The following is a 26,213-nucleotide window of genomic DNA, read 5'->3' as shown; positions in this document are numbered from 1 at the left end:
CGCATTACGAGCTGTCCGGCCTTGTTCCGTAGTGGTCCGGGGACGTCCGGCAATGAGTTCGCCATGCAGGTCAGGCAACGTGCCGGACGTCCGTGGACGGGTGCGTACCATGCCGGATTGGGCAGCAATCGAGACTGAAACTGAGACTGGCCCTGGCTGCCGAGAAGAACCGACGGCAGATTTACAGCGGGCCACTTCCGCCGTCGGCGACCTGCGGCTTTCCGTATGTCAGTCACTGCTGGGGGATACCTGGGGGACCAGAGCCGAGCAACGTGAAACCGGGCCCGAAGCGGTGCACCCAAAGGCTCTCGCGGCCATCAGGTAGGTCGGGTGCTGGAACGGGAGGCACCTGCTTTTCCCCGTAAGCACGGGCCCAGAACTGGCCGTCCAGAGAGAACTTCGGTCGGTCATCGTCAGATGAAACAGGAACGAGGCTGGTGGAGATCCACTCACCCTTGGTCGGTCCCGGCAACCCGAGCACACGGGCGGCGTGTGGGTGTGATCCTTGGTGGCCAAGAACGACAATGCCCTCCGGGCGCAGCTTTATCCGGGCGTCGCGGGCACGCTTCGGCGCGTCGTCCTGCTGGCCGACGGTCAACACGGCCTGACGTCCAATGAGCCGGTCTTGCACATCGCGGAACAACTGGTTCACACGCTGCTGCCCCGACGAGGATCGGCGGCCCGGCAGTCGGGCAGTGAGAATCCGCTCGCGTGTTGCGGAATCCAGGTGACGGAGCAGGTTAGTCGGCAGATCCCTCTGGAGCCCACCCCAGAGCCAGTAGACCGCGGACTTGGCGCTGTCGGAGAGCTTGCGCTTGTTGTCTCGGTTGTAGGCGCGGACGAGTTCGCCGTTTGCACCCGGCGCTCTCTTCCAACGCAGGCGCGCGTCGGTGATCCGCACTATGCCAGCGGCCCACCGGCTCGTGTCGTCGTCAATCCAGATCACGACTGCAGCATGGTCGGCACGGCCACTCCGCTCGCCGTGGTCCGCGCACAGATACATCTCCATCGGGATCTCCCAACCGCCAAGATCCTTGGAGAACTTGCAGTCGATGTCGACTCCGGCGACGGACCAGTCGAGGTCTGCGCCATTGTCAATAGCGAACTCCTTGGTGAGGTTCACCTCGACGGCCGTGCCGAGATACGTCTTCTCGGTTTTCGTCAGGTGCTGGTACGCCCAGCGCCCAGTCCGCTGGCCATCAAGCAACTCGTCGAGGGAGTCGCGGAGCGCCCATCGAAAGCGCTCACGGGCCTCCGGCTGACTGTAGAACCACTCCACGAACGGCGCGAGGTCATCGGGGACTGGTTGCCTAATACCGGACCCGATCCGCCACTCACGCGGCACCCTGCTCATGGGCTCGGTCGGGAGATCCCAAGTGCGGTAGGAATTGCGGCGCGAGTGCCTCGCCGCCAACGCACGCGAATCCTGCATGCCAACCTGAGCAGCGTCCTCAGGCAACCACAGACCCTCTTGTATCGTCACGTGCTGAAGTCTGACAGCAGACACTCAGCCGGGTTCGACGAACCCTCCTCGACGGGCTTCGAGGAGGACGCCCAAGCGTCAGGCCCGGACGAGCACCTCGTCGTAAGCCGCAGACGGGACCTGCACTGGCAGTCGGTGCCACAAATCAAGCTTCGCCAGCAGGTCCTCACTCGGAGCAGACCAGCCGAAGGCGGCACTCAGTACATGCATCGCCAGGCGTGGCGGAACGGCGTTCCCGATCTGCTGCCCGATGTCGCGACCGGACCATGGGTAGTCGGCAGGAAAGGTCTGCAGACGTCCCGCTTCGGAATGATTGAACCGATCTAGTTCAGCCCCGTCGAGGGAGACGACACGGTTTCGGCGGATCTTGCCAGTCACGGTGGCAGAGGGCTGGGATGAGGTCCTGCGCCCACGCAGCTTCGGGTCGCCACCCGTTCCGTAGTTCGAGATGACCTCAAAGGGCGTTCCTCGCTCGATCACGTCGCCCATGGTGCGCCACGGCTCCTTCGACGCATCGCCAGCATCTCGTGGAACCCCCTTGCGGTAGGTCCTATGGGTAGAGGCGGGCAGCTTCACGTCGTGCTCCCCCCTGCGCGCGACCAGTACGGCCCGCTTCCGCGTCTGCGGAACGCCGTAGGCCTCCGTGAGTAGGAGTCCGAAGTCAACCGAGTAACCCTCGTTCTGGAGGGCTCGGGCGTACGCCTCCCACACCGGGAGCACCGCCGGCACCTGCTCCAAGACGATTGCCTCGTAGGGCTTCTTCTGTACGTCGATGGCTTCCAAGATCCATCGGAGGGGTTCCAGTACGAGGCCAGTCCGCTCGTCATCCAGGTTCGCGAGATCGCTAACGATCTGCTCGCGGTCGACCCGAGCAGTCATGCGGTCGACGAATTTGAGTACGTCATCCAGGGCCTTACGGCCCGCCCCGCTGCCTGCGACCGTAAAGGTCTGGCACGGCGGCCCGCCGGCCAGCACGTCTGCCTCAGGAAAATCGGCCGGACCGTACTGCCGCACGTCGCCCTGGACTGTGCCCAGGCCAGCAGCGCGACGGGTCTCGCAGGCGTCGGCATCCCATTCAACGCCGACAGTGGGCACTCCCAATTTCTCCGCAGCCACGTCCACACCACCAGGTCCGGCGAACAAGTCGACGATCTTGACTGGCTGCACGCGATCTCCAGAGCCTCAGGGTGGCGGTCGAACGGCCGCACTTTGCGGTGCAGCGCTGTGCGAGCGTACCTGTGACCACTGACAACCAAGTGCTGCGCGACTCTCCCGCGCTCTTACGGGATCACGGACTCGTTCGGCTCGGCGCTTCGAGACCCGCTCGCGAGAACGTTCATGGCGCTCTGGACGCTCTGGCTCACTTCCCCGTCACCCACTGCGGTGCGATACGCGTAAGAGATCACCGTCAAGTCCTCGTCCGCGATCTCCCAAGGCGACGTGCAGTGAAGCACTCCACCTGAGGCGACCGGTTCTGCCGCGGTGCGATCGAGGACGATGGAGTGGACGACGACCAACGCATTTGCCGGGTAGTACCGCCTCTGTTTCTCCACCTCGGCCCTGGTCAGGATGACATCGTGGCCAGCCGAGGTCGTTCCCTTGACCTCCACGCGTAGAACCTCCTCGCCCCGCTTCAACTCAAGGTCGAAGGACTCCCGATTGCCGACGTCCTTAACGTTCCAGCCCTGCGCCTCGAAGTACGCCGTCGCCGCAGCCACGCTGTGGCTCTCGATCGCGCTCCGCTCCCCTGCGGTGAGTCGGAAGCCCTGGCCGGACCGCATGGGACGCGCGGCCCTGCGGGTGCGTCGCCCCGCCGCGATGGCAGCAGTGCGCTCGGCTTCCAGCACCTCGGGAGCCGGGTCGCCCGGGATGTGCGGGGCCAAGCGCTCAGCTTCATAGATTGTGCGAAGCAAGCCGAGCATGTACCGCAGATCGTCGATCAGAACGGCCTGCGAAGGCAGCGCATCGCGGGAGTACTCGAAGGCGAGTACGTTCCCCGGTCCATAGCCGCGGCCAAGCGGACGGGTTGCATCGAGTTGGATCTCATCATGGAGTTCCGGCCGGCCAGCTACCTGGTCGGCGAGGATCGGACGGGCCCACCCAACCCGAGCCCTGAGGTCCTCGGCCTTGCGCGCCTTGAAGTCGCCCCCGTTCCACACGGTCGTCCCTTGGTTCAGGGACAGGTAGACGCGGTCACCCCCCGCGCTGAACAGGTAGACCACATACCAACCGGTCGTGGCCCTCGGCGACTGTTCACGACCGAAGACGCGGACCCACGGGATCTCAGTCTTGAGCCCCGTCGCGTCCCGTCCCTCAACACCCAGGTTGTCGTGTGGTGTGCCCAGGGCGTCTGCCAGGGCAGGCCCATGCGTCCGAAGAAACTCTGGGAGCTCTTGCCTGATGACGACGCCCCGCGCCTTCATTTCCTCTGTGTTCGCGGCCGTCCACGATGGCTGAAGCTCAAGAACCTTGCTCAGAAGATCATTCACGCGCCGCAGCGTAGACCTGGCCTCTGACAACACAGCTCCACCTGCACGGGGCGGCTCTGGGGTCGGCCGCCGGCGGGCACTGGTCGCAGCTCGCGCCACTGCGGATCGAACGCCTCGCGCTGTCGACCGCCGCAAACTCATCACGCCGGTTTTCAAGTCTGCTGGTTGCCGTTCCTGGTGGTTCAGGACCGTTCGGTTCCTGCATGGCACCCTCCGTTGGCACCACTCTGAACAAGCATGAACTTCCACGGATGAGACTGCGGTTGAGAATGAGCAAGGGGCCCGAGGGCGCGAATCGTAGTCCGTGATGGTGCTCCGCAGTGACCCGTTGATCCGTAGGCGAGCGCCACTTCCGCCACCCTGCCGCGCCCTCGAACCGCGCTAACGCCCCCTCGTCGCTTCCCGGCACGACTGTCAGTGCACCCCTGTAGGCTGGCTTATTGATTCGAGCCCTCATCCGAGGGCCGGATTCCCTAAGTCTGGAGGCGGGATGATCGAATCGGTAGCAGCAGAGGCCCATGCCGGATACGAGGCTCGGGTCACCACTCTCGGTCTGCGGGGTGACGTGCTGCGTCAAGCGCTTGGAGCGAGCAACACGGAACGCGGACTGTGCTCGAAGGATCACGCAGCCAAGATCGCTCCCGGCATCTACGCGTACAACGGGCTCGTTACGAGCCTGAGCCGCCAACTGGACGGCGAGGGGGATTGGCGACGTGTGAACCTGGCCGGCGTCCTGCCGATCATGCTCAACTCTCGCACCCGGGTAGCCCTTGGCGTGGCGAGTGGTAGTCCGCTGACTGGCCAGAGGTCTGGGAGGCTACAGCCCAGCTCCCGCTACCCCAAGGGCGAGCTCACCAAGAAGCTGGTGGAGCGCAATGTGCCACTTGGGCAGGTTGCCCTTCTTGACCGATCCGCCTTCCAGGTAGAGGAAGCGACAGACGAGCTGGCCGGCTACAACCTCTGGCTCATGTTGGTCTACTTTGATCAAAAGAAGAAGGAGATCCGGCATGAAGTCTCACTGCCCGAGCGCCTGAACGCCAAGGGGTACGTGAAGGACTGGTATGACCGCATCCTCCCACCAACTCCGTATTCAGTCGATGGCGACGAGTTCGACACCATCGGCAGCGATCCGAACGACGGGTTCGGCCCGCCCGCTGAATTTCCAGTCGAGAAGCGAAAGCCCTAACGATCTGGAAGGAAAGGAACCCCCAATGTTCACGCCATCCCGGTTGACACTAGCTCGCAAGCGTCGCGGCATGACACTTGTCGAGCTTGGAAATCAGGTTGGCGTGAGCAGCCAAAGCATCTCGAATTACGAACACGATCGCCAGCAACCGTCGCCACACACCCTAGAGAAAATCGCAGAGGTTCTAAGCTTTCCGCTGTCATTCTTTTCTGCCTCTGAGATCGATGAGATCGATCCAGCATCGGTAAGCTTTCGGGCCCGAAGCAAGCTGTCAGCCTATATTCGAGATGCGGCACTGTCGGAATCACGTCTAGCAGTGGAATTTAGTCACTGGATGGACGATCTATTTAACCTCCCAGCTCCGCACATTCCGACCCCAGGAAGAAAAATGTCTCCGGAGCTTAACGTCGATTATCTGCGTTCCGCTTGGGATATGGGTGAAAGTGATTCCATTAGGAACATGATTCACCTGGTCGAAGCTCACGGAGTTCGCGTATTTTCACTGGCGCCGGAATATAAAGAAGTCGATGCGTTTTCATTCTGGCGTGACGGTCGGCCGTACATCTTTCTCAACACACTGAAGTCCGCAGCTCGTAGCCGGTTTGACGTTGCCCATGAACTCGGGCACCTCATGATGCACTGCGACGACGAGGCCGGAGTGAGGACGCGAGCAGCTGAAAAGGAAGCGGACGAATTTGCCTCCACCTTCCTAATGCCTCGACGTAGCATTGCGGCACGAATTCCAGACAGTCCCACGACTGATCAAATCATCAGGTCGAGGAGGCACTGGAATGTCTCGGCCTTGGCGTTGACGTATCGCCTACAGTCTCTAGGCAGAATCACAGAATGGCAGTATCGCCAATCTGTGATCGAATTGGGTCGCCTGGGATTCAGAATGGGAGAACCTGGTGACGCACCACGCGAGACGTCAATGCTTATGCAAAAGGTGTTCAGTGCACTTTGGGTAGACGGCATCAGGCCGCAGCAGATCGCCGATCAACTCAACACCTCCATCACGGAGTTGAATAGTTGGGTCTTCGGCCTTATGGCATCACCGACACCCGAACAGGAAATTCACGCTTCAAACCGGCCGACCCAACTGAGGCTAGTTTAGTAAGAGCCCGAGCCCGCGCTGCATTTCCTCTGCCGCTCTCCCCTATTGTGATGCGGGAGCTGAGTCGGAGTAGATCCGCGTTGACTGCTCCTTAATATTCGTAGGCGCCAGGAGAGGGGCCATCCAGGGCCTCGATAACTGTGGCGGGATCACCGTCGTATGAGACGTGCGGTTCGTCCGCCCCGGGAGCGAAAAACCGAGCGCGGTACCGCTGAAGGTCGCTCTCCGCAAAGAAAATCGAGTTCGGATCGTCCTTGTGAAGCTCGTTACGCTTGCTGATCCTTGCCCAAAGCTCATCATGGCTGGCTGCGAGGTAGACGAGTACGGGGGTAGCCCGTGCGTCGGTAGCGACGGCCCGCCATTTAGCCCGATCTTCCGGGGTCCAAAAGCCGTGGTCAACGACCACATCGTGTCCCGCCTTGAGCTGGCTACTCAGTTGATCCGCCACGTCTTCGAGTACCGGCTTCTCCAGGGTGGGAAAGGTGCCCCGAGGAAAGTCCACGCCGTACACGCCGTGCCGACGGTACATCTCCTCATCTGGGCAGAGTCGCACGAACCCACGCGCTGTGAGGGTGCGGGAGAGCGTGGTTTTGCCTGAGCCGGGAAGTCCGGCCATCAGGACGCAGAAGGGTGGGCGTGGAGGCATCGGCGGTCTCATGAAGGTCTGGGTGATGGCTTCTATCTCTGCTTCGGCTTCGAGCATGATTGTGCTAGCTCTGCGCGCTACGAGCAGTTCTCCTAGGCGGTCTTCCAGCACACTTACGAGCTGTCTGGGCTTGTTCCACTGCGGTCCAGGGACATCCAACGGTCGGTTCGCATCGCAGGTCAGACGATGTGACGAACGTTCACGGACGCCCGTGGACTGCACTGGATTGAGCAGCAATCGAGACTAGAACTGAGACTGGTTGCAGCCGTCCGGCCTGGTTGATGTCCGTCAGGGTTCCCCGAGCCCTTACCGGCCGCAGATATGGCCCACGAGTAGCCAGAACGTAGGACTCAGATCGCGAAGCCCTGTGTGTCACCCTGACGGGGTGACCTCAAAGGACGAGGGGGAGAGAGTGGCTGAGCCGAGCCGGCGCGGAACCTACCTGGTGATCGCGGACGCCTTGCGCACACAACTGTCTGAGGACGGCGCTCCGGAGCGTCTTCCCTCCGAGACCGAGTTGATCGCCGAATTTAACGTGTCCCGCGGCACGGTGCGCCGCGCCCTTCGCACGCTCAAAGAAGAGGGCCTCATCGAGGCACAGCACGGCGCAGGGTGGCGCCGTGCTGTGCCTGGCGCGGATCGGCGGACGCTTGTGGAGCGGATCGAAGACTTGATGCGCGCCGAGACGGCAGTTGGGGGGCCATTCCTCTCCGAAGCCAAGCTGTGCCAGCGCTTCAATGTCTCCCGCGTAGCCCTGCGTGCCGCCCTCGGGCAGTTGCAGGGGCGCGGCCTCCTGGAGTCCCAGCCGGGCAAGCCTCGGCTTGTACGCGCTCTCCCCGAGCCACGGCCTGATTCGTAAGGTGAACCACATGTCTCTCACGAAGTGGGCGCACGACCTCTCCGAGTCCGTTCTGGCTGAACCGCTGCCACGACGCTGGGCCCATGTCCAGGGTGTGGCGCGACGCGCCCGCGAGTTGCGCCCGATCCTGCCCGAGGCCGATGCTGACCTGTTGGAGGCAGCAGCGTTCCTCCACGACATCGGCTACGCCCCGAAGCTCGTCGACACAGGCTTCCACCCACTAGACGGCGCGCGATTCCTTCGCAAGGAGCACGCCGACGAGCGTGTGGTGAATCTGGTAGCGCACCACTCCTGCGCACTGCTGGAAGCCGAGGAACGCGGTCTTCGGCACGACCTTGAGGCTGAGTTCCAATTGGAATGCTCGGAGCTGGTTGACGCCCTGGTGTACTGCGATATGACCACCACCCCGGACGGCACACCCACCGACTCCGAGGCACGTGTCGGGGAGATCGTGAACCGATACGGCCCTGACACGCTCGTTGGTCGCTTCATTCAACGTGCGGCGCCAGAAATCCACGCGGCGACATCCCGTGTTCGCGCTCAGCTCCAAGCGGCCCGTTCTTAGAGCTGTGTCGTACGGCGTAAGTTAATCGTTGAAAGCAGGGTTGCTGAGTCGGCCATGCCGAGAATGGCCTACTTCTAGGACATGTCGTTTAGATCCTCTTCGTACCCATCTAGATCTTCTGCGTCTTCCTCTAGAGCCAGTCCAGTGAAAGCTCGCAGTAGCGGGTAGCCCACGTCAGGCTCGACTGCGGCGATATAGCGCGCCCAGCCCAACAGCCGACGCGGGTACATCCCGTCAGCCTCTCCGCCAAAATCGGCCATGTAGACGTCGTAGCCGAATTTCGAGATGATGTATGAAATCCACCGCATCCTACGCTTTAGGCTGCGTGGAATCCTCGGCCCACCCGGTTCTCCGACATACAAACCGGTAACATACTGCGGACCCCCACGGCGCATGAAAGCGGTCTTGCGCGTATTTACCGACCAGCCAGCCTCATCAAGAATGCGAGCGATATCTACTGAGTGACGGTCAGTGACGTCTCCAGAAAAGGTGAGATCGTCTACATAGCGCGTAAAAGATAGCCCCTCCGACCGCGCATACTCGGCAAGGGAGTGGTCCGTACTTCGGAAAGACAAATTAGAGAAGAGGGGCGACGTACTAAGCCCAATTGGCAGCTTGCCACCGATAGTAACGAGACTTACAGCAAGCTCCACGGCTTTCTCTTCATAGCCTTGCTCTCGCAATGAAGCCCTTACTGTTGCGGCGCCAATGGACGGAAAAAAATCCTCAAGGTCCATGCGCAACACGCACCTCTTCGCAAGGTGCTGGCTAGCATTACTGATCGTGGAGCGCCCACGAATAAATCCGTGAACATGGTCGGGAACTTCGTACGAGAACCGATCCGTAAAGCTCCGATGCAAATTCTTGCTAACGGCATTGAAGGGCGGCTTCAGCTCGACTACTTCTCGGATTCCGCCGTGCCTCTTACGGTGCCTTCGCTGCACATACAAAAGCCCATCGCCCGCAGGGATGTGGGCGGCTAGCCACTCAAGATTTTCAAGCGATAAGCCAGCTTGCTCAGCCAGTTGATCAACCGAGTAGGGCACTGGAACCCCCGTGGTGGAGCGTTAGGAGGTAGGGCCACACTCCCGTGCAAGGACTATCAGGCAACGCACGCGAAATCGCGCACCAAGTTGACCGTGGCCCTACCTCGGGCGAGAGTCTATCACACATCAATGAAGAGGATCCTTTCGACTAGAAATGCGACCAAGCTCGAACGAATAGAGCATGGAAATGGACGGTTCAATCTCGCGAAATGCTCTATACGCGAAGTCTTTCGGGTTTATTGTGCGGTCCTTTTGAAGCCACCTGCTTACGTCTGCCATAACATAGTCGATGATGGCCGTAGACATGAATTGACGCTTAGTAACCATTGAGATGTTCAACTGCGGCAAAGGAACATCTCTACCGGCCTTTTGGCGGGCCCGCCTGGCGACGGCATCAGGAAGTCGACGAATGATGGACGACATCTCTTGGCTTTGCTCTATGTAACAAAGAAACTCGGATTCATGGCGATGTCGAATCAATAGATCACCCAGCAACCTTACATACATGAACTCGATCAGCTCGGATTCGACCTTGCCGGGGAATCTCGTTCGATCACTAACGACCACAAATGCCCTATAGAAGGTGTTCCGCATGAACTCTCGAAATGGGGCCGAGATCTCCGTCGGATCGTTCGCGCTGTGAAAACCATCCTTGCGAAACTCTTCGAAGCTGCCAAATCCCGTTAAGCTGTGCCGCGCGACCAGGCGCTTGTACAGATCCTGGATTCCTTCCTCAACATCTTCTGCATCGTCACCTAGTTCAACCGCGCCTACAATCAATGGCTGAGAAGGGTTTCCGTTTCCCGACTCGTCCATGAATAACTTCACTTCAAATTGCCTTTCAAAAACATCCCGCAACACCGTGGGGTTTACCGGCTCCACAATCTATCTCTGTTCGGATAGGGATCACCCATACAGGAAGATCTCTAACCGATATGAGGCGCCGTTCGGCTTGAATCAAGCCCATGCTGGATGCGCAGCCGGATGGAAGGGTGGACGTTCAAGGTGTCGATGTCGGCCAGCCGCACCCATCGGACTTCCTTAGATTCCGAGCTGGTCCGGAGTTCTCCGCCCACAGGGCGAGCGTGGAAGCAAATCGAGAACTGCTGCCGCACTTCACCATCTTCGTAGGCCATAACGTGCTGGGGGTTGGTGTAGACACCCACGATGTCCTCAACAACAACCTTGACCCCAGTCTCCTCTTCGACCTCGCGCACGACCGTATCCGCGATGCTCTCGCCTACATCGTGGCCACCGCCAGGGATCGCCCACAGGTCGTTGTCTGTCCGGTGAATCATGAGCAGGTCGCCGGCGTCGTTGACGACGACGGCAGTCACCGACGGCACCACAGAGTTCGCTTGCGGCGCGTCGGGGTTGTTGTAGTAGTCAACACGGCTCATGTGGTCGGGCCTCCAAGTTCAGTCGGGGACGTGATGCGTCGGGCCGACTCCCAGACACGCTCGTAACTCTCGCTGTACGAGTCGAACAGCTCGCCTCCAGGGATGCGCTGAAGATGCAGAACGGGCGCCATGTAGGCCCCCACCCCGTAGAGATGACCGTTGGCTAGCAACTCGTCATCCGCCCGGTAGAGCGAGTTGTAGAGCACCGTGCCGTGAAGCCTGAACTCTACGTTGGGCAGGTCGAAGAGACCTGCGTAGTTGAGCAGGGCATTCCGAATCTTGAGGCCCATCCCTGGCCCGATACCCTCGTCCTCTCCGCGCTGCCCAACTGCAGCGCAGTCCGGATCTCCCAGCAAGAACCGGATTGGCACGTCAGCAGCTGATTTCTCCTTGACCAGTCGGTGAAACGCCGCATCCTCGGAGAGCCAGAAGCCCGAGTACACCAGCACGTCGAAGTGGTGAGTTGCCTTCGCGTAGAGCTTGGGCCAGGTCTCGTTCGGCACCACCGACCGATGCGGGTAGAGCTTGATCAGCTCTGCATTCCCTGTCTCCACCACCTGAGCTGACGTGGCTTCGTCCGCCCAGAGGTAGGACACGTCCTGCTGCAAGAGCGAGGAAATGGCGTACTGGAATCGTCGATACGGCTTGCGGCGAGGCACGTTGATCCAACGCTCGACCGTCTTGGGGTCCACGCCAATGCGCGCGGCCACCTGCTCGATGGTCATGTTCGCCGCCGTGATGGCACCGCGAAGGCGTTCGTTCGCCACGTCGTCAACCTTCCCTACAGGGACGCGCTGGGACGACTTCACGCTACCTAAGGACAGCTCAAGTCGTACAGGACTCGTCCGAGTTGGGCGTCTGATGTCACGACCGGTCACGCGAACCTAAGAGAGCAGCACAACGGAGCGACTCGCAGTCGAAATCCACGGATGGGGTTGACGCCACGAATCCTCAACCCCATGATGATGTACAAGTAATACAGGTACCGCATCGCGAGTTGCGGCCTGACCTGCAAGAACGCCCGGAGAGGTCCGTATCAGGCGGACAGCCTCGAAGGAAGCGACAGCTCCTTGAGAACTCAACAGTGCGTTGAAGAAAACCCGCCCCACCTCATCGAGAGGCGGGTGCGCCCGGGTCCTATCCCGGGCGCAAGCAAGCACTTCGACCTCACCGCAGCACTCTCGGCTGCGGCCGGTTGCCTCCGCTGCTCGTCTCGTACGAGCAGCGCTGAGGGGAGCCGGATCTTTCCGTCTTCAACGGCGCGCGGCCCCGGAGGTGCAACTCCGGGACCGCTGTACGGGCCGTTCCACCTGTGAAGGGAACTACGACCCATGAAGCACATCGGTGCTGTTCAGGCGGTTGTTACCGCCGACTTCTCCGACCGCGAGCCGACGGCCGCGGAGCTGGACGCGATCGAGCAGGAGATGCCGGTCATTCTGGCCGGTGTCGAACTGCTGGACGCGCAGATCAACGCCCTCGACCGCACCCCGAACGAGCTGGACACCCGGCGTATCCGCCGGGCCCGCCGCCGCGTCCTTGCCGCCCGCCGGGAGTTGGCCAACCGCTCGATCACGCTCGCGGAGGTCGGGGCATGAGCGAACACACGATCCTCGATAGCTTTCCGGCCGGTCATCCGCGCGGCGGTTGGCCGGCGGAGGAGCGGGCCGCGGCACTGCGGGAGCAGGGCGAGAGCGCCACGGTCGTCATGGACCTGGACACCGACCGCTTTCTGATCGTTGCCGAAGCAGGTGCCGCATGAGCCACAACCTGACGCTTGACGAGTTGGCCGTGCCCCTGCGGGCGTTGCGGCTGCTGTCCGTGGACTTCGGGCGCCTGCCGGCGCCGGACGTGCACGTGTCGACCACCTACCCGGAGCGGCTGGAGTTGGCGTTCCACGACGACCTGCCCGGCTTTGAGAGGTGGCGGGAGGCGCTGGGAATCGTCCCGGACGCGGTGACCTACCGCGAGCAGAGCGACGGCCGCACGCGCGTCCTGCGGGCGAGCGTCGACCACGCGGGTGCCACGGTGCTCCTGATCGCTTACGCCGACGTTGTCACCCCGGTGTTGGTCGGGGGTGCGGCATGAATGCTCCGGCCCGCGTCGACGCGTCGTTGACGCCCGTCGAAACCGCGTCGACGCCCGCCGCGGTGGACCACGCGATCACCGCTCTCGCGGCCGTGCTCACGGTGCTCCTGACGGCGGTGGCGTTCTGGCTCTCCTACGAGCACTTGCAGGAAGTCGCCGCCCGTCACGGCATGGCCGATGCGGTCGCCCGGTCGTGGGCGTGGCCGGCCACGGTGGACCTGTTCATCGTGATCGGTGAACTGCTGATCCTGCGTGCCTCGCTCGCCCACCGGGTCGACTGGTGGGCAATCGGCCTGGTCACCGCAGGCGACGGCGCTTCCATCGCGCTGAACGTGGCGGGCGTCGGGCAGGATGCCGGGGCCTTGAACTATGTGGTGGCCGCGGTTCCTCCGGTGGCCGCGCTGCTGGCGTTCGGTGCGCTCATGCGGCAGGTCCACGCCTACCTCGCCCGACGGGCGTCGACGGGCGTCAACGTCCCGCCGCCGAGCGTCGAAGCGCCCTCGACGCCCGTCATGGTGAGCGTCGACCGTCCGACCGCCCCGTCGGCTGCCTCCGTGGTTCCGGTGCTGGATCCGGTGTCCGCGGCTGTGGCCGTGCCGGTGGCTGTGGAGGCTGCGTCGACGCCCGTCACCACGGATCCGGTCCCCGTCACCAGGGCGTCGACGCCCGTCGACCTGTGCGCCCCGGTGATCTACCCGAACCGGGTCGATCAGTTGGTGCGCGCCCTGTACGGGACCGACTTCACGCAGCCGAGCACGGCCCGCATGACACAGGCCATGGCCGCGGCGGGGCTGGGGACGTCGGAGTCGACGGCCCGCACCGCCCGCGGACGGGTCAAGACCCGTGAGCCGCACCTCGCAGACCTCCCGACCGCGCTCACCGGCTGAACGGGAGGACGGCTCCCATGTCGTACTCCTACGCCAAGTGCTTCGACCCGTCCGGCGCCCGCCACGGGATCCCCACCTTCCCGTGGCGCTGCGCCCCCGACGGATACGCCACCCGCCGGCAGCTCCGAGCCCGCGGTCTGCGCCCTGGTGGGCAGCCGGTCGCCGGGCAGGTGCTGCGCCCGCGCTACCGGCGCGGCCCGCTGGTCGCCTACCTCTACCGCCTCGACTGCGCCAAGCCCGTCCGGCCCATGACACCGGCGAAACGGGCCGCGCTGGCCAAGGCCAACACCGCGCGCCGCACCTGCCCGCAGTGCCGCGCGGATGCCGGCTACGTCATCCCCACCTCGCTCGGGGTGTGTGTGCCCTGCGCGTACCCCGAGGACGAACAGCGCGTCGCCTGAACACCCCATCGTCCAGTCTGGAAGGGGCCTTTCATGGCCAGCCCGAAGACCGTCCGTATCCCGCGCCAACGTGGCCGCGGACGGCAGCCGTACATCGTCGTCGTGCCGGAACACCGGCACTCCCTGACCGGGCGAGCGGCCTCTGCGCTCGCGCTGTTCGCGTGGGACCACCGCCGTGCGCTCGCCCCCACCGGGCTGGCGTTACTGGCGTTCGCTCTCACCGCCATCCTGCACACGCTCGCGTGGTGGGCGGCTCTCGTGCTCGCCCCGGCCGCGCTCGCGCCCCTCGTCTGGCTCGCCATCGTCCAGCGCGCCCACCCCGCCGACGGATCCGCGCTCGCGTGGCGGATCACGCTCGCGGCCGTCTCCGCTCTCGCCGGGGGATGGGTGGCTCTCGCGGTCGCGGCCGGCCCGCTCGCCGGTCCGCTGGAGATCTGGTGGCTGCTGCTCCTGCTCGGCACACAGACCGCGTGGTTCATCGTCCGCCGCACCCACTGACCTGACCAGGAGGAACTGTGGCTTCAAACAACGCAGGCCAGCGCAACGGCGGCCCGAGCGCTTCCGCGCAGGCCCGCAACTTCGCCCGACACCAGGCGCAGCAGCCGTACCAGAGGCCCAACAACAGCAACAGCAACCACGGCAAGGGCAACAAGTTCACCAACGCGGGAGCAGCGGTCGGAGGGTTCGTCGGCGCGATGGGCGGCTCGTTCGTCCCGCCCGTCAACATCACCGTGAACAACAACCGTGCCCGCGGCAACAGCGGCCGGCGCGGGCACGAAACCCTGCTCCCCGCTCCGGACTTCAGCTCCCCCGCGCTGATCCGCAACTACTGCAACACCCTGCGCGCGGCTGCCGTAACGCTGTCCATCGAGGTGGCCATGGGCGCGGAGATTTTGAACGGCGTGCTCGCGGCGGTGCCGGACCCGGAGGGACGCGCGTTCGGCTCCCGCCTGCGTGCGGCCAAGGTGTCGCGCAAGATGCGCCGCGCCTCCGACGACCTGCGCCACGCGGCCAAGAGCGCGGCTGCGGCCTACGCGACGTTCCAGCAGGAGTACGAGGAAGAGATCAACCGCGTCCGCCACCGGGCCCGCAAACCGCAGGCGCCCGTCATCGACTGGTCACAGCAGTAAAGAGGGTTGACCATGGCAAGGAACAGCAGCGGTGGCCGCGCGCGGCACACCGACTACCTCGGCGACGGCATCGTCGCCGAGTACCGGGGCGAGGGTCTCCTCCCCGGGCAGGGAGCCGGCTCCGGCGGCGGGATCGGCGCGTACCTCCTCAACCGGGCCAAGCCGCATCTTCCGCCGTGGCTGGGAGTCGGCGCGGCCGGAGTCGCGGGCGCTCTGGGGAACTGGCGGTGGGGGGAGAGCGCTCCGGCCGGAGTCGGCCTCACCCTCGCCTCCGTCGCCCTCACGGGCGTCACCTGGTGGGTCGGCCGCAACACCTCCGCTCAGCGCCGGCTGCACTCCGCGATCACTGTTGCCGCGGGCTCCGCGTGGGTGACCGGGGCGTGCCTCGCGGGGCCGCTCGCCGGACCTTTGGATGACCTGTATCTGATGGGCGGGCCGGTCGTCGCTCTGTCGTGGAACGTGCGCCTGATCCTGCGCACCTCGGATGGGGAGGCGAGTGGGCAGGGCGGTGACAAGGGCCTGATGGAGAAGATCGGGCTGGCCCGTGCGCAGATCGGCGCCGCGAAGGTGGAACCGAACCGGGTGACCGCGCCGCTCGCGGTGGCTGCGGGGGAGCAGACCAACGAGGACGTGACGAAGGCGCTCGGGCTGCTCGCGTCCGCGTTGGACCTGCCTGTCTCCGCGGTGCGCTACCAGCCCGACCCGGACTCCAACCGCCGCGGGGACCTGGTCATCGTCCCCGAGGACATGCTTGCCGAGGTCGTCGAATGGGACGGGCCCTCGAACCTCGGGGGTTCGATCGCGGAGCCGCTCGTGATCGGCCGCTACGACGACGGCGCCCCGATGCACCTGTGGCTGCCCGGCGACCCGCAGGCGGGCCGCAACGGCACCCACGTGCTCATCGCCGGCGGCTCCGGCTCCGGCAAGGGCGACACCGCCCTGAACCTGCAAACCGAGATCCTTTCCCGCTCGGACGTGCTGCTGTGGCTGTCCGACCCGAAGATGTTCCAGGACTTCCGCCCCCTGCTTCCCGGCATCGACTGGGCAGCCGAGGGCGGCACCCCCACCGAAGTCATGGTGGAAGCCCTGCAAGAGGTCATCCCCGCCCGCACGCGGTGGCTTGGGCAGCACGCCTACCGGCAGTGGCTCCCGCAGGCAGCGCAGCAGCAGAGCGACCCCAAGCACTCCTGCCGGCCGGACGGCACAGTGTGCGGATGCCCCGGGATGCCGTTCCTCGTGGCCTGGATGGAAGAGGCCGCAAGTACCCTGCGGGCGCTGGGGGACGACGCGTTCACCGGGATCTCGCAAGAGGCCCGCTCCGCGGGTGTCTCCCTGATCGTCTCGTTGCAGCGTCCCTCCTACGACCAGGTGAGCACGAGCACCCGCGCGGCGCTGCCATCCGTGATCGCGCTCGGCTGCGACCCGCGCGACGAGGGATTCTCCCTGCCCGACCGGGTCTTGGACGCGGGCGCGCACCCGGGGGCGTGGGGCAACCGCAAGCCCGGTTACTGCTACCTCGTGAGCACGGGCGTGCCCGAGGACCGCTACGCCTCGCCGGGGCGCACCCGCGCCTTCACCCACCGCTCGGTGTCCCTCATGGAAGTCGTCGCCGCGTGGGCACAGCGCAACGGCGCCACCGCCGACCCGATCACCGCAGGGGCCGCCGCATCCATCGCGGGCAAGGCGTACAGCGGTCGGCCGGTCCCCGGGGACGGGCATGGCGCACCGCACGTCGATCCGGAGGACGACGACACGGACGACGCCCCGCGACACGACCCCGAGGACGAGCAGATCGACCCGGAGGAGGAACTCCCTGCGGTGCAGGACGGAGACGATGCCCCGGTCTTCGGAGAGGGCACCGGCCGCAAGCCGAAGGGGGAAGAGGCCCGCCGGCTGCTCGCGGAGGCGCTCGCGGAGTTCGAACGCGACGGACAGATGATCATCGGTCCCAAGGATCTGTCCGACTGGTGCGACCGCCACAACCTCTCCCGCCCGTGGGTGTCCAAGAAGCTCGCGGAGGCAGCCGCGGAGGGTCGACTCGCGCCGACGAACACCACCGGCCGGTGGCGCATCGTGCCGTCCCTGACAGCCGCGTGACACCTGACACCGTCACGGCCCCGTGACACCCAAACCCCTAGGCAGGCGCAGGTGTCACGCGCCCTGACACCCGCCCCTGACACCCCTGTGACACCCGCCTGACACCTCACCCGCACGCGCCCCCGCAGCCCCTGCGGACACGGCGCGCGCCCCACCCGAGGAAGGCCCGAATGACCTACCACGACCCGCCGGGAATCATCGCCCCGCACGTCCCCGCCGACGCCTACCGCCGTGCCGAAGCCACCGGGGCACCGGTCGTCCTTGTCGTTCACACCACCGACCCGACCGGCCTCCCGTGGCGCCGAATCCTGATTCCGCTCGCCATCGCCGGCGCCGCCGCGCTCGGGGGCTGGGGTCTGGTCGTCGCGCTGTGCGCGCTGCTCGACGCCGCAGCCCACACCGTGACCGTCATCGCAGGCGCCGCCGGACCGATCGGATTCGGAGGAATCACCCTCCGGCTCGCGCGCGGCAAGCACCTCTAGCTACGCCAAGGGCGGCCCCCACCTCACGCCAATGACGCGGGGCCGCCCTTGCCCAACCAGCATCCATCAAAGGAACTGGAGACCTCCAGGATGACCCATCGACCCGATATCGGGCGACTGCTCGCCCTGCTCGAACCCGTGCGTGTGCTCGATGCCTACTCGTGCATCGGCGGCGCCGCCGAGGGCTACCGGCGCGCGTTCGGCAACTGCCACATCACCGGCATCGACCACGTGGCACAACCGGACTACTGCGGTGACGCCTTCCACCAGGCGGATGCGATCGAGTACATCCGCGCGCACGGCCACGAGTACGACTTCATCCACGCCTCGCCCCCCTGTCAGGGCGAAGGGGCTCCGACCAAGGGCACCAACAAGGCGCGCAACGCTGCGATCGGCCGCACCTACCCCCGGCTCATCGCCCCGACGCGGGCCGCGCTGGAAGCCACGGGCCGACCGTACGTGATGGAGAACGTGCCCGGCTCCGAAGTCCGCAAGGACATCCGGTTGTGCGGGGAACAGTTCGGGCTCGCCGTGCTCATGCACCGCTACTTCGAACTCGGAGGCTGGACCACTACGCAGCCGGCCCACCCCAAGCACCGCGGCTATGTGCGGGGTTGGCGTCACGGCGAGTACCGGGAGGGCCCCTACGTCGCCGCCTACGGCGAGGGAGGTGGCAAGGCCACCGTGGCGGAGATCCGGGAGGCCAAGGGCATCGACTGGTCCACCGACCACTTCCGTCTGCGGGAGGCCCTTCCGCCCGCCTACACGCAGTGGATCGGTCGGGCGTTCCTCGCGGTGGCGCCCGTGCTCGAAGTGGGGGTCGCGGCATGAGCGCGCCTCTGCTGAACGCAGCACTGGCTGCGGCTGCGCGCGGGTGGCACGTCTTCCCGCTGCGTCCGGGCACGAAGCGGCCCGCACTGCACGGGGCCGACCGGTGCCCCACCACCGGCGACTGCGCCAACGGGCATCTGAAGTGGCAGGAGCGGGCGACCGTCGACCCGCACCGCATCGCTCTGTGCTGGGAGAACAGCCCTGCCAACATCGGTCTGGCCACCGGCCCGTCCGGTCTGGTCGTCGTCGACCTGGACGTGCCCAAGAGCCAGGACAATGGCAACAGCAGTGCGGACGCGCCTGACGGCGCGACGACCTTTGAGGCGCTCTGCGAGCGCACCGGCCACGCCGTCCCCACCACCTACCGCGTCCGGACCGCGAGCGGCGGACAACACCTGTACTTCACCGCCCCGGCGGGTATTCGGCTGGGCAACACCGCGGGCACCCTCGCACCCCTGGTCGACACGAGGGCATGGGGCGGATACGTCGTCGCCGCGGGCAGCATCACCCCGGGCGGCTCGTACGAGACCGTCAACGACACCGCCCCGGCACCGCTGCCGGGGTGGCTGCTGGCGATGTTGCAACCCGCCCCCGCGCAACCGGTGGTGCCGTTGCGGTTGCCCGTGGTCGACGGGAGCCGAGCGGCTCTGGCCGCGCTGGAAGCCGAGTGCGCGACGGTGGCCGCGGCGCCGGAGAAGCAGGGCAACATCACGCTGAACCGGTGCGCGTTCAAGGTGGGGCGGTTCGTCGCGTGGGGCGACCTCCCCCGACACGTGGCAGAGAACGCCTTCCAAGCGGCGGGAGAGGCCCGCGGACTCACCGCTGCGGAGTGCCGCTCCACCATCCGCAGCGCCCTGGACAGCTCCCTGCGCAAGGTCCGGCCCCGGGAGACGGCATGACCACCCCCCGCTGCTCCCGCTTGGAAGGCCAACCAGAGCGGAGCGGCCCGCACCCCGCCCAACCCGCCGCACCCGAACCGGTCGTGGGCGAGCCGAAAGGCGCCGCCCGTCAGGGCGTCCGCACTGCACTTCGTCCTGACTCACAGACCGGAGACGACCGGTACCCCGTCGCGTGGCTGCACATCGTCGCCCCGCGCGGCGCGATGCCCACCGCCACCTCGAAATGCGCGTGCGGACGCGATCGCAGCGCAGTCGGCAAGACCCACGTGCTCGCCCTGATCACCGACCACACAGCCCACCGCGACACCTGCCCGCTCCGCACCACACAGGAAGGGAAGGCCGCAGCATGACCGACCCTATCGACGGCGCCGCACTGCTCAACGAGGTAGAAGCCTTCCACCGGCGCTTCAACGTCTTCCCCACCGAAGCCGCCTACGTCGCCGTCACGTTGTGGGACGCGCACGCCCACCTTCTCGACGCGTTCGACTCCACCCCCCGCCTCGCCTTCCTCTCACCCGAACCGGGATCGGGGAAGTCCCGGGCACTGGAAGTGGTGGAAACCCTCGTACCCCGGTCAATGGCCGCAGTCGACGCGTCCGCGTCCGCGCTGTTCCGCTCCGTCTCCGGCATCGACGGCGGCCGGCCCACGATCCTCTTCGACGAAATCGACACGATCTTCGGCCCGAAAGCCGGAGAGAACGAACAGCTCCGCGGGTTCATCAACGCCGGCCACACCCGCGGACGCGTCATGTACCGGTGCGTCGGAGACGGCTCCAACCAGCAAGTACAGGGCTTCCCCTCGTACTGCGCCGTCGCCGTCGCCGGACTCGGCTCCCTGCCCGACACGATCATGACCCGGTCCGTCATCGTCCGCATGCGCCGCCGGGCCCGCAACGAGAAAGTCGAACAGTTCCGCACCCGCATCCACGTGCGGGAAGGCAACCAACTCCGGGACCGGCTCGCCAAGTGGGCCGAAACCATCCAGGACCAGGTCACCGACGCCTTCCCCGAGATGCCCGACGGAGTGGCCGACCGGCCCGCGGACGTGTGGGAACCCCTGCTCGCCATCGCCGACGCAGTCGGCGGACCGTGGCCGGAACGGGCCCGGGAAGCCTGCCTGACCATGGTCAAAGCCTCCCGCGCCAACGACAAGGGCAGCATCGGCATACGGCTCCTGACCGATCTCCGGGACCAGGTCCTGACCGGGATCGACCGACTGCCCACCGTCGCCATCCTCGACCGCCTCAACGCCCTCGACGATGCCCCGTGGGCCGACTTCAACGGCAAGCCGCTCGACTCCCGCAAGCTCTCCAAAATGCTCAGCGAGTACGTCACCGCGGACGGAGACCCGGTCGGCTCCCGCAACATCAAAACCGGCGGAGGCGGGGTCCTCAAGGGCTACTACGCCACCGATCTACACGACGCCTGGCAGCGCTACTGCCCCCCACCCCCGTCAAATCCGCTACCTCCGCTACCCGGCACCGAAAACACCGTCTGACCAGCAACAACGAGGTAGCGGCAATCGGCATCGGTTGCCGCTACCCCCGCGCTACCTATCCGCTACCGCTACCCCTTCCCGCTACCTCGAACAGGCCTCTGACCTGCGAGGTAGCGGCGGTAGCGGAAGTAGCGGACCTCAGAGGGACCCCCGCCGGACCGTCCGCAGAGGAGCCACCGCATGAGCACCGCCCTCGCGCCTACCGAGCAACTGCTCTACACCGCGGAGGAAGCCGCAACGGTCCTCCGCTTGGGCCGTTCCACCGTCTACGAACTGATGGCCGCCGGCGAGCTGCGGTTCGTCAAGCGCGGCCGTTCCCGCCGGATCAAGCGAAGCGCCCTCGAAGCATTCGTGGACAGCCTCGAACCGCAGCCCGTCTGACCTGACCCACCCGAGGCGGCCCCGGCATGTGCCGGGGCCGCCTCTCGCATGGAGGCATACGTGAGCCCTCGTAAGTCGAACCTGGAATCCACCATCTACTTCGGCGATGACGGCTGGTGGCACGGCCGCGTCACCATGGGCGTGCTCCCCGACGGAAGCCCCGACCGCCGCCACCGCATGGCCCGCACCGAACCCGCCGTGCGCCGCAAGGTCCGCGAACTGGAAAAGCTCCGCGACGAGGGGCGCGCGACCAAGGCAGGCCGCAAGCCCACGGTCGGACAGTGGATGGAGACCTACCTCACCGACATCGCGAGCCTGAAACTCAAGCCCCGCTCGCTGGACGACTACTGGTCCAAGACCCGCAACGACATCGTCCCCGGCGTCGGGAAGCACCGCATCGACAAGCTCGCCCCCGAGCACCTTGAGCAGATGTACCGGGCCATGCTCGATGCCGGGCGCGCTCCCTCTCACGTCGTCAAGGTGCACCGCATCCTGTCGCGCGCCCTGAAGATTGCCCACCGACGCCGGATGATCGGCGAGAACGTCGCCACCCTGGTCGACCCACCCAGCATCGACGAGACGGAGACGAACCCGTTCACCCAGGAAGAGGCGAAAGCCTTCCTGGAGGCGGCGGCCAAGCGGCCCACGTTCATGCGGTGGATCGTCGGGGTCGGCATGGGGTTCCGGCAGGGCGAGACCCTGGGACTGCGGTGGCCCTACGTCGACCTACAGGCCGAGTTGTTCCATCCCCGGTGGCAGCTCCAGCGGCTCACGTGGCGGCATGGCTGCGGTGACGCGCACGCCTGCGGGGCGCGCCTGCACCGCTTCGAGCCCTGCCCGCCGAACTGCGCCACCCACAGCGGCTACAAGCGTGGTTGTCCGAAGCCGTGCACCAAGACGTGCGTCAAGCACGCGAGTATCTGCCCCGAGCGCAAGGGCGGAGGTCTGGCCTTCACTCGCCCCAAGACCAAGAAGAGTACGAACCCGGTGCCGATCCCGCCCGCGTTCATCCCCTACCTGCTCGCGCATAAGGCACAGCAGGATGCACTCCGAGAGACGGCCGGCGAACTCTGGCAGGAACACCACGCCGTGTTCACCCGCCCCGACGGTCGCCCGATCGACCCCCGGGACGACTGGGAGGAGTTCAAGGAGCTACTGGCAGAAGCGGGCATCGCTGACCGCCGCCTCTACGACGGAAGCCGTCACACGGCGGGCACGATCCTGAATGAGCTGGGGGTGGACATGCCAACCATCATGGAGATCCTGCGGCACACCCAGATCAGCCAGACCCGCCGCTACGTCAAGGGCCGCTCGCACCTCTCGAAGGACGCCATGCGCCGCATGGGAGACGCCTTCCTGCCTGCCCCCGAACAGGCGTCGAAGCCCGTGACTGAGACTAGAACTGAGACTGGGGACCGCCGGGCTGCCCGTGCTCTCCGGCGTCGCCGTATCCGCTAAATAGCAAAAGCCCCAGGTCACGGCGAGTGAGTCCTGAGGCTTCTACAGAGCCGCCTTCGGGATTCGAACCCGAGACCTACGCATTACGAGTGCGTTGCTCTGGCCAGCTGAGCTAAGGCGGCGCGCTACAGAACTATGGTGCGATCTGCAACGTCGGCAAGTCTACACAGTTTCCGGGGGTGCTCCGTACCCGCCCCGGAGGCACCCCTGGCGGGCCCGCCGGCGGCCGGGCGACGGCCCGGTGACAGCTCGGCGGCGGGCCGGTGATCAGGTCGCCGAGCAGCGCTTTCCGTCCTTCGGAGGGGTGCCTTCGACGAGGTAGCGGTTGATCGCGGAGTCGATGCAGGCGCTCCCGCGCCCGTACGCCGTGTGGCCGTCACCGTCGTAGGTGAGGAGCGTCCCGGAGGCGAGCTGGGTGGCGAGGGACTCCGCCCAGGCGTAGGGGGTCGCGGGGTCCCGGACGGTGCCCACGACGACGATGGGCGCGGCGCCCTTCGCCTCGATGCGGTGGGGTTCACCGGTCGGCTTCACCGGCCAGTAGGCGCAGTTCAGCGAGGCCCAGGCGAGGCCCTCGCCGAAGACCGGGGAGGCCTTCTCGAAGTCGGGGACGCCCTTCTCGACCTCCTCGGGGGAGGAGAAGGCGGCGGGCAGGTCCAGGCAGTTGACCGCCGCGTTGGCGGACATCAGGTTGGCGTACGTGCCGTCCGCCTCCCGCTCGTAGTAGCTGTCCGACAGGACGAGCAGGCCCGCGCCGTCCTTGTCCTTCATGGCCGTGGTGAGGGCCTCGCGCAGTTGCGGCCAGGCCCCCTCGTCGTACATCGCGGCGATGACGCCGGTCGTGGCCAGCGACTCGCCCAGCTTGCGGCCGTCCGCGTCGCCCGCGTCGATGGGAGCGGAGTCCAGCTGCCGGAAGAAGGCCTTCAGGTTCTTGCCGACCTGCTCCGGCGACGTGCCCTTCCCGCCCAGCGGGCAGTCGGACTCGCCCACGCAGTCCTTCGCGAAGGACCGGAAGGCCGTCTCGAAACCGGCCGTCTGGTCCTGGTTGAGCTTCCGCGCGGGCAGGGACGGGTCCATCGCGCCGTCCAGGACCAGCCGGCCGACCCGCTCCGGGTACAGGCCCGCGTAGGTCGCCCCGAGGAACGTGCCGTACGAGGCACCCACGTACGTCAGCTTCCCGTCGCCCAGCGCGGCCCGTACGAGGTCCATGTCACGGGCCGCCTCGACCGTGGACACATGGCCCAGCACGTTCGCCGAGCGCTGTCCGCAGGCCGCCGCGAACTCCTTGTAGGCGTCGACCAGTTCATTGGTCTCGCGCGCGTCGTCGGGGGTCGTGTCCGTCTGCGTGTACGCGTCCATCCGCCGCCCGGTGAGGCATTCGACGGGCTCGCTGCGGGCGACGCCCCGCGGGTCCACCGCCACCATGTCGTAGTGGGCGCGCACCGTCGCCGGGTAGCCGATCCCGGCGTACGCCTGGAGGTAGTCGACCGCCGATCCGCCCGGCCCTCCCGGGTTGACCAGCAGCGAGCCGAGCCGCTTGCCCGGCCCCGTGGCCTTCTTGCGGGCCACGGCCAGCTTGATGTCGCCCTTGGCCGGCTCGGCGTAGTCGAGTGGGGCCTTCAGGGTGCTGCACTCGAAGCCGGCGACACCACAGGCCCGCCAGTTCGGCCGCTGCCCGTAGTACGGGGCCAGCGCGGACGGGGTGGCCTCGGGCAGCGCGCGCAGCGCCACCGATCCGGCCGGGCTCGCGGAGCTCGTCGAACTCCCCGCGGAGCAGGCGGAGACGAGGAGTCCGGCGACGGCGAACAGGGTGCCGTACGCGCGGAGGGATCGGTGGGCCCGGGATGTCCTGGGCCGGCGCCTGATGTCCATCAACCGAGCGTAACCCTGCGCGATGGATTGATTGCTCAGAGTTGCCAGCGCGCCTCGTACGAGTGACGCCGTCGACTCCCCGTTCCACCCGTGACCCCACCCCCGGCAGCCAGCACCCGCCGCGTCGCAAGCCCGCCGCGTCAGCCCCTCACGTCACCCCGAGTCACCCCGCCGGCGCGTCAGCCCGCCCGCAACGCCATCGTCATGGCCTCCACCGCCAGCAGTGGCGCCACGTTCCGGTCCAGGGCCACGCGGCAGGCGGCGATCGCGTCTATCCGGCGCAGGGTGGTCTCGGGTGACGAGCCCCGGGCCAGCCGGTCCAGCGTGTCCTGCATCTCCGTGTTGGCGAGGGCGAGATTCGTGCCGAACTGCAGGGCCAGCACGTCGCGGTAGAAAGCCGTGAGGTCGATCAGGGCCAGGTCCAGGCTGTCGCGCTGCGTACGCGTCTTGCGGCGCTTCTGCTTGTCCTCCAGCTCCTTCATCACGCCCGCGGTGCCGCGCGGCATACGGCCGCCCTGCCCCGCGCCGAGGGCCGCCTTCATGTCCTCGGTCTCCTTGACGTCGGTCTCCTCGGCGACCTGCTTGGCGTCCTCTGAGGCCGCGTCGATCAGCTCCTGGGCGGCCTTGAGACAGGCGCCCACGTCGTCGACACGCAGCGGCAGCTTGAGGACGGCGGCGCGGCGCGCGCGGGCCCGCTCGTCCGTGGCGAGGCGCCGGGCGCGCCCGATGTGGCCCTGGGTGGCGCGGGCCACGGCCGCCGCCACGTCCGGCTCGATGCCGTCGCGGCGTACGAGCACGTCGGCGACCGCGGCCACCGAGGGCGTCCGGAGCGTGAGGTGGCGGCACCGGGAGCGGATCGTGGGCAGCACGTCCTCCAAAGAGGGCGCGCACAGGAGCCAGACCGTACGGGGGGCGGGCTCCTCCACGGCCTTCAGGAGCACGTTGCCGGCGCCCTCGGTCAGACGGTCGGCGTCCTCCATGACGATGACCTGCCAACGGCCGACCGCGGGGGACAGCTGGGCGCGGCGGACCAGGTCACGGGTCTCCTTCACACCGATGGAGAGGAGGTCGGTGCGGATGATCTGCACGTCCGCGTGCGTACCGATCAGGCTCGTGTGGCAGCCGTCGCAGAATCCGCAGCCCGGGATCCCGCCGAGGGCGCGGTCGGGGCTCGTGCACTGCAGGGCCGCCGCGAAGGCGCGCGCCGTGGTGGAACGGCCCGAACCAGGCGGTCCCGTGAAGAGCCACGCGTGCGTCATCTTCGAGGCCTCGGGCTGCGGGGCGCCGGTCGAGACCGCGGTGACCAGGGCGTCGGCGTCCCGCGCGGCGGCCGCGAGCTGATCGCTCACCTTCTCCTGGCCCACCAGGTCGTCCCATACGGTCATGGGGTGCCGCCCTTTCGTCGCA

The 26,213-nt window shown here is 66.3% G+C and carries 28 protein-coding genes and 1 tRNA gene; 18 read left to right on the top strand and 11 right to left on the bottom strand.

From position 1 onward, the window contains the following. Positions 1–232 precede the first annotated feature (232 nt). The 3 genes from OHS59_RS24910 to OHS59_RS24900 all read right to left on the bottom strand — a co-directional run bounded on the left by OHS59_RS24910 (position 233) and on the right by OHS59_RS24900 (position 3,972). A complete protein-coding gene (locus OHS59_RS24910; protein ID WP_328495619.1) occupies positions 233–1,483 on the bottom strand; it encodes a NaeI family type II restriction endonuclease in 1,251 nt (416 codons plus the stop codon). 78 nt (positions 1,484–1,561) lie between these two features. Then, positions 1,562–2,650, bottom strand: a complete 1,089-nt coding sequence (locus tag OHS59_RS24905; protein WP_328495618.1) for a DNA cytosine methyltransferase — start codon at positions 2,648–2,650, stop codon at positions 1,562–1,564. Positions 2,651–2,763: 113 nt separating this feature from the next. Beyond that, on the bottom strand, positions 2,764–3,972 hold the full coding sequence (locus OHS59_RS24900; RefSeq protein ID WP_328495617.1) for an MrcB family domain-containing protein: 1,209 nt from the start codon (positions 3,970–3,972) through the stop codon (positions 2,764–2,766). Between the two features lie 490 nt (positions 3,973–4,462). Between OHS59_RS24900 and OHS59_RS24895 the strand changes: the two genes are divergently transcribed. After that, complete coding sequence (locus OHS59_RS24895; RefSeq protein ID WP_328495616.1) at positions 4,463–5,158, top strand: hypothetical protein; 696 nt, start codon at positions 4,463–4,465, stop codon at positions 5,156–5,158. Next, positions 5,070–6,272, top strand: coding sequence for a helix-turn-helix domain-containing protein (locus OHS59_RS24890; protein WP_328499343.1), 1,203 nt, complete (start codon positions 5,070–5,072; stop codon positions 6,270–6,272). Before OHS59_RS24895 ends, OHS59_RS24890 begins: the two co-directional genes overlap by 89 nt. Before the next feature lie 91 nt (positions 6,273–6,363). On the opposite strand, the gene OHS59_RS24885 is transcribed toward OHS59_RS24890, so the two are convergent. Next, positions 6,364–6,975 (bottom strand): AAA family ATPase, encoded by a 612-nt coding sequence (locus tag OHS59_RS24885; RefSeq protein WP_328495615.1) that lies wholly within the window; start codon positions 6,973–6,975, stop codon positions 6,364–6,366. Between the two features lie 355 nt (positions 6,976–7,330). On the opposite strand from OHS59_RS24885, the gene OHS59_RS24880 reads away from it, so the two are divergent. Both OHS59_RS24880 and OHS59_RS24875 read left to right on the top strand, forming a co-directional pair. After that, entirely contained in the window at positions 7,331–7,777 is a 447-nt protein-coding gene (locus OHS59_RS24880) for a GntR family transcriptional regulator (RefSeq protein WP_328495614.1), read from the top strand. Positions 7,778–7,787: 10 nt separating this feature from the next. Continuing rightward, positions 7,788–8,342 (top strand): HD domain-containing protein, encoded by a 555-nt coding sequence (locus tag OHS59_RS24875; protein ID WP_328495613.1) that lies wholly within the window; start codon positions 7,788–7,790, stop codon positions 8,340–8,342. A 74-nt stretch (positions 8,343–8,416) separates the two neighbouring features. On the opposite strand, the gene OHS59_RS24870 is transcribed toward OHS59_RS24875, so the two are convergent. The 4 genes from OHS59_RS24870 to OHS59_RS24855 form a co-directional block, all read right to left on the bottom strand. Next, positions 8,417–9,286, bottom strand: a complete 870-nt coding sequence (locus tag OHS59_RS24870) for a reverse transcriptase family protein (protein WP_328499342.1) — start codon at positions 9,284–9,286, stop codon at positions 8,417–8,419. A 228-nt stretch (positions 9,287–9,514) separates the two neighbouring features. Next, positions 9,515–10,270, bottom strand: a complete 756-nt coding sequence (locus OHS59_RS24865; protein WP_328495612.1) for a hypothetical protein — start codon at positions 10,268–10,270, stop codon at positions 9,515–9,517. Between the two features lie 44 nt (positions 10,271–10,314). Next, complete coding sequence (locus OHS59_RS24860; RefSeq protein WP_328495611.1) at positions 10,315–10,788, bottom strand: NUDIX hydrolase; 474 nt, start codon at positions 10,786–10,788, stop codon at positions 10,315–10,317. Next, positions 10,785–11,555, bottom strand: a complete 771-nt coding sequence (locus OHS59_RS24855) for a helix-turn-helix domain-containing protein (RefSeq protein WP_328495610.1) — start codon at positions 11,553–11,555, stop codon at positions 10,785–10,787. The genes OHS59_RS24860 and OHS59_RS24855 overlap by 4 nt, the downstream gene beginning before the upstream one ends. A gap of 564 nt (positions 11,556–12,119) precedes the next feature. Here OHS59_RS24855 and OHS59_RS24850 point away from each other — a divergent pair. From OHS59_RS24850 to OHS59_RS24785, 14 genes are all read left to right on the top strand, one after another. After that, positions 12,120–12,383 carry a DUF6284 family protein gene (locus OHS59_RS24850; RefSeq protein ID WP_328495609.1) on the top strand — a complete coding sequence of 88 codons (264 nt, stop codon included), beginning with the start codon at positions 12,120–12,122 and terminating at the stop codon, positions 12,381–12,383. Then, positions 12,380–12,547 (top strand): hypothetical protein, encoded by a 168-nt coding sequence (locus tag OHS59_RS24845; RefSeq protein ID WP_328495608.1) that lies wholly within the window; start codon positions 12,380–12,382, stop codon positions 12,545–12,547. The genes OHS59_RS24850 and OHS59_RS24845 overlap by 4 nt, the downstream gene beginning before the upstream one ends. After that, positions 12,544–12,873, top strand: coding sequence for a hypothetical protein (locus OHS59_RS24840; RefSeq protein ID WP_328495607.1), 330 nt, complete (start codon positions 12,544–12,546; stop codon positions 12,871–12,873). Before OHS59_RS24845 ends, OHS59_RS24840 begins: the two co-directional genes overlap by 4 nt. Next, on the top strand, positions 12,870–13,760 hold the full coding sequence (locus OHS59_RS24835) for a DUF2637 domain-containing protein (RefSeq protein WP_328495606.1): 891 nt from the start codon (positions 12,870–12,872) through the stop codon (positions 13,758–13,760). Before OHS59_RS24840 ends, OHS59_RS24835 begins: the two co-directional genes overlap by 4 nt. A gap of 17 nt (positions 13,761–13,777) precedes the next feature. Beyond that, positions 13,778–14,161 (top strand): RRQRL motif-containing zinc-binding protein, encoded by a 384-nt coding sequence (locus OHS59_RS24830; protein ID WP_328495605.1) that lies wholly within the window; start codon positions 13,778–13,780, stop codon positions 14,159–14,161. Between the two features lie 33 nt (positions 14,162–14,194). After that, positions 14,195–14,659 (top strand): hypothetical protein, encoded by a 465-nt coding sequence (locus OHS59_RS24825; protein WP_328495604.1) that lies wholly within the window; start codon positions 14,195–14,197, stop codon positions 14,657–14,659. Between the two features lie 17 nt (positions 14,660–14,676). Beyond that, positions 14,677–15,291: a plasmid transfer protein TraA gene (traA, locus tag OHS59_RS24820; RefSeq protein ID WP_328495603.1), complete on the top strand. Its 615-nt coding sequence runs from the start codon at positions 14,677–14,679 to the stop codon at positions 15,289–15,291. 12 nt (positions 15,292–15,303) lie between these two features. Continuing rightward, the gene (gene traB, locus OHS59_RS24815) at positions 15,304–17,388 is read left to right on the top strand and encodes a plasmid transfer protein TraB (protein ID WP_328495602.1); all 2,085 of its coding nucleotides are present in this window, start codon (positions 15,304–15,306) and stop codon (positions 17,386–17,388) included. A 170-nt stretch (positions 17,389–17,558) separates the two neighbouring features. Then, on the top strand, positions 17,559–17,870 hold the full coding sequence (locus OHS59_RS24810) for a hypothetical protein (RefSeq protein WP_265649407.1): 312 nt from the start codon (positions 17,559–17,561) through the stop codon (positions 17,868–17,870). Positions 17,871–17,960: 90 nt separating this feature from the next. Next, entirely contained in the window at positions 17,961–18,701 is a 741-nt protein-coding gene (locus OHS59_RS24805; RefSeq protein WP_328495601.1) for a DNA methylase, read from the top strand. Continuing rightward, on the top strand, positions 18,698–19,600 hold the full coding sequence (locus OHS59_RS24800) for a bifunctional DNA primase/polymerase (RefSeq protein WP_328495600.1): 903 nt from the start codon (positions 18,698–18,700) through the stop codon (positions 19,598–19,600). The genes OHS59_RS24805 and OHS59_RS24800 overlap by 4 nt, the downstream gene beginning before the upstream one ends. Before the next feature lie 346 nt (positions 19,601–19,946). Beyond that, on the top strand, positions 19,947–21,098 hold the full coding sequence (locus OHS59_RS24795) for a DUF3631 domain-containing protein (protein WP_328495599.1): 1,152 nt from the start codon (positions 19,947–19,949) through the stop codon (positions 21,096–21,098). A 180-nt stretch (positions 21,099–21,278) separates the two neighbouring features. Beyond that, complete coding sequence (locus OHS59_RS24790) at positions 21,279–21,479, top strand: helix-turn-helix domain-containing protein (RefSeq protein ID WP_210881163.1); 201 nt, start codon at positions 21,279–21,281, stop codon at positions 21,477–21,479. Positions 21,480–21,539: 60 nt separating this feature from the next. Further along, the gene (locus OHS59_RS24785; protein ID WP_328495598.1) at positions 21,540–22,937 is read left to right on the top strand and encodes a tyrosine-type recombinase/integrase; all 1,398 of its coding nucleotides are present in this window, start codon (positions 21,540–21,542) and stop codon (positions 22,935–22,937) included. Positions 22,938–22,985: 48 nt separating this feature from the next. Here the strand turns inward: OHS59_RS24785 and OHS59_RS24780 are convergent. From OHS59_RS24780 to OHS59_RS24770, 3 genes are all read right to left on the bottom strand, one after another. Further along, a tRNA-Thr gene (locus tag OHS59_RS24780) sits at positions 22,986–23,059 on the bottom strand. Between the two features lie 145 nt (positions 23,060–23,204). Continuing rightward, positions 23,205–24,806 (bottom strand): alpha/beta hydrolase, encoded by a 1,602-nt coding sequence (locus OHS59_RS24775; protein WP_328495597.1) that lies wholly within the window; start codon positions 24,804–24,806, stop codon positions 23,205–23,207. Positions 24,807–24,985: 179 nt separating this feature from the next. Beyond that, complete coding sequence (locus OHS59_RS24770) at positions 24,986–26,191, bottom strand: DNA polymerase III subunit delta' (protein ID WP_328495596.1); 1,206 nt, start codon at positions 26,189–26,191, stop codon at positions 24,986–24,988. Between the last annotated feature and the right edge of the window lie 22 nt (positions 26,192–26,213).

Origin of the sequence: Streptomyces sp. NBC_00414, from assembly GCF_036038375.1 — a bacterium.
GTDB lineage: Bacteria > Actinomycetota > Actinomycetes > Streptomycetales > Streptomycetaceae > Streptomyces.
The sequence above is the reverse complement of the archived record's forward strand: the minus strand, read 5'-3'. Positions and strand labels throughout refer to the sequence as shown.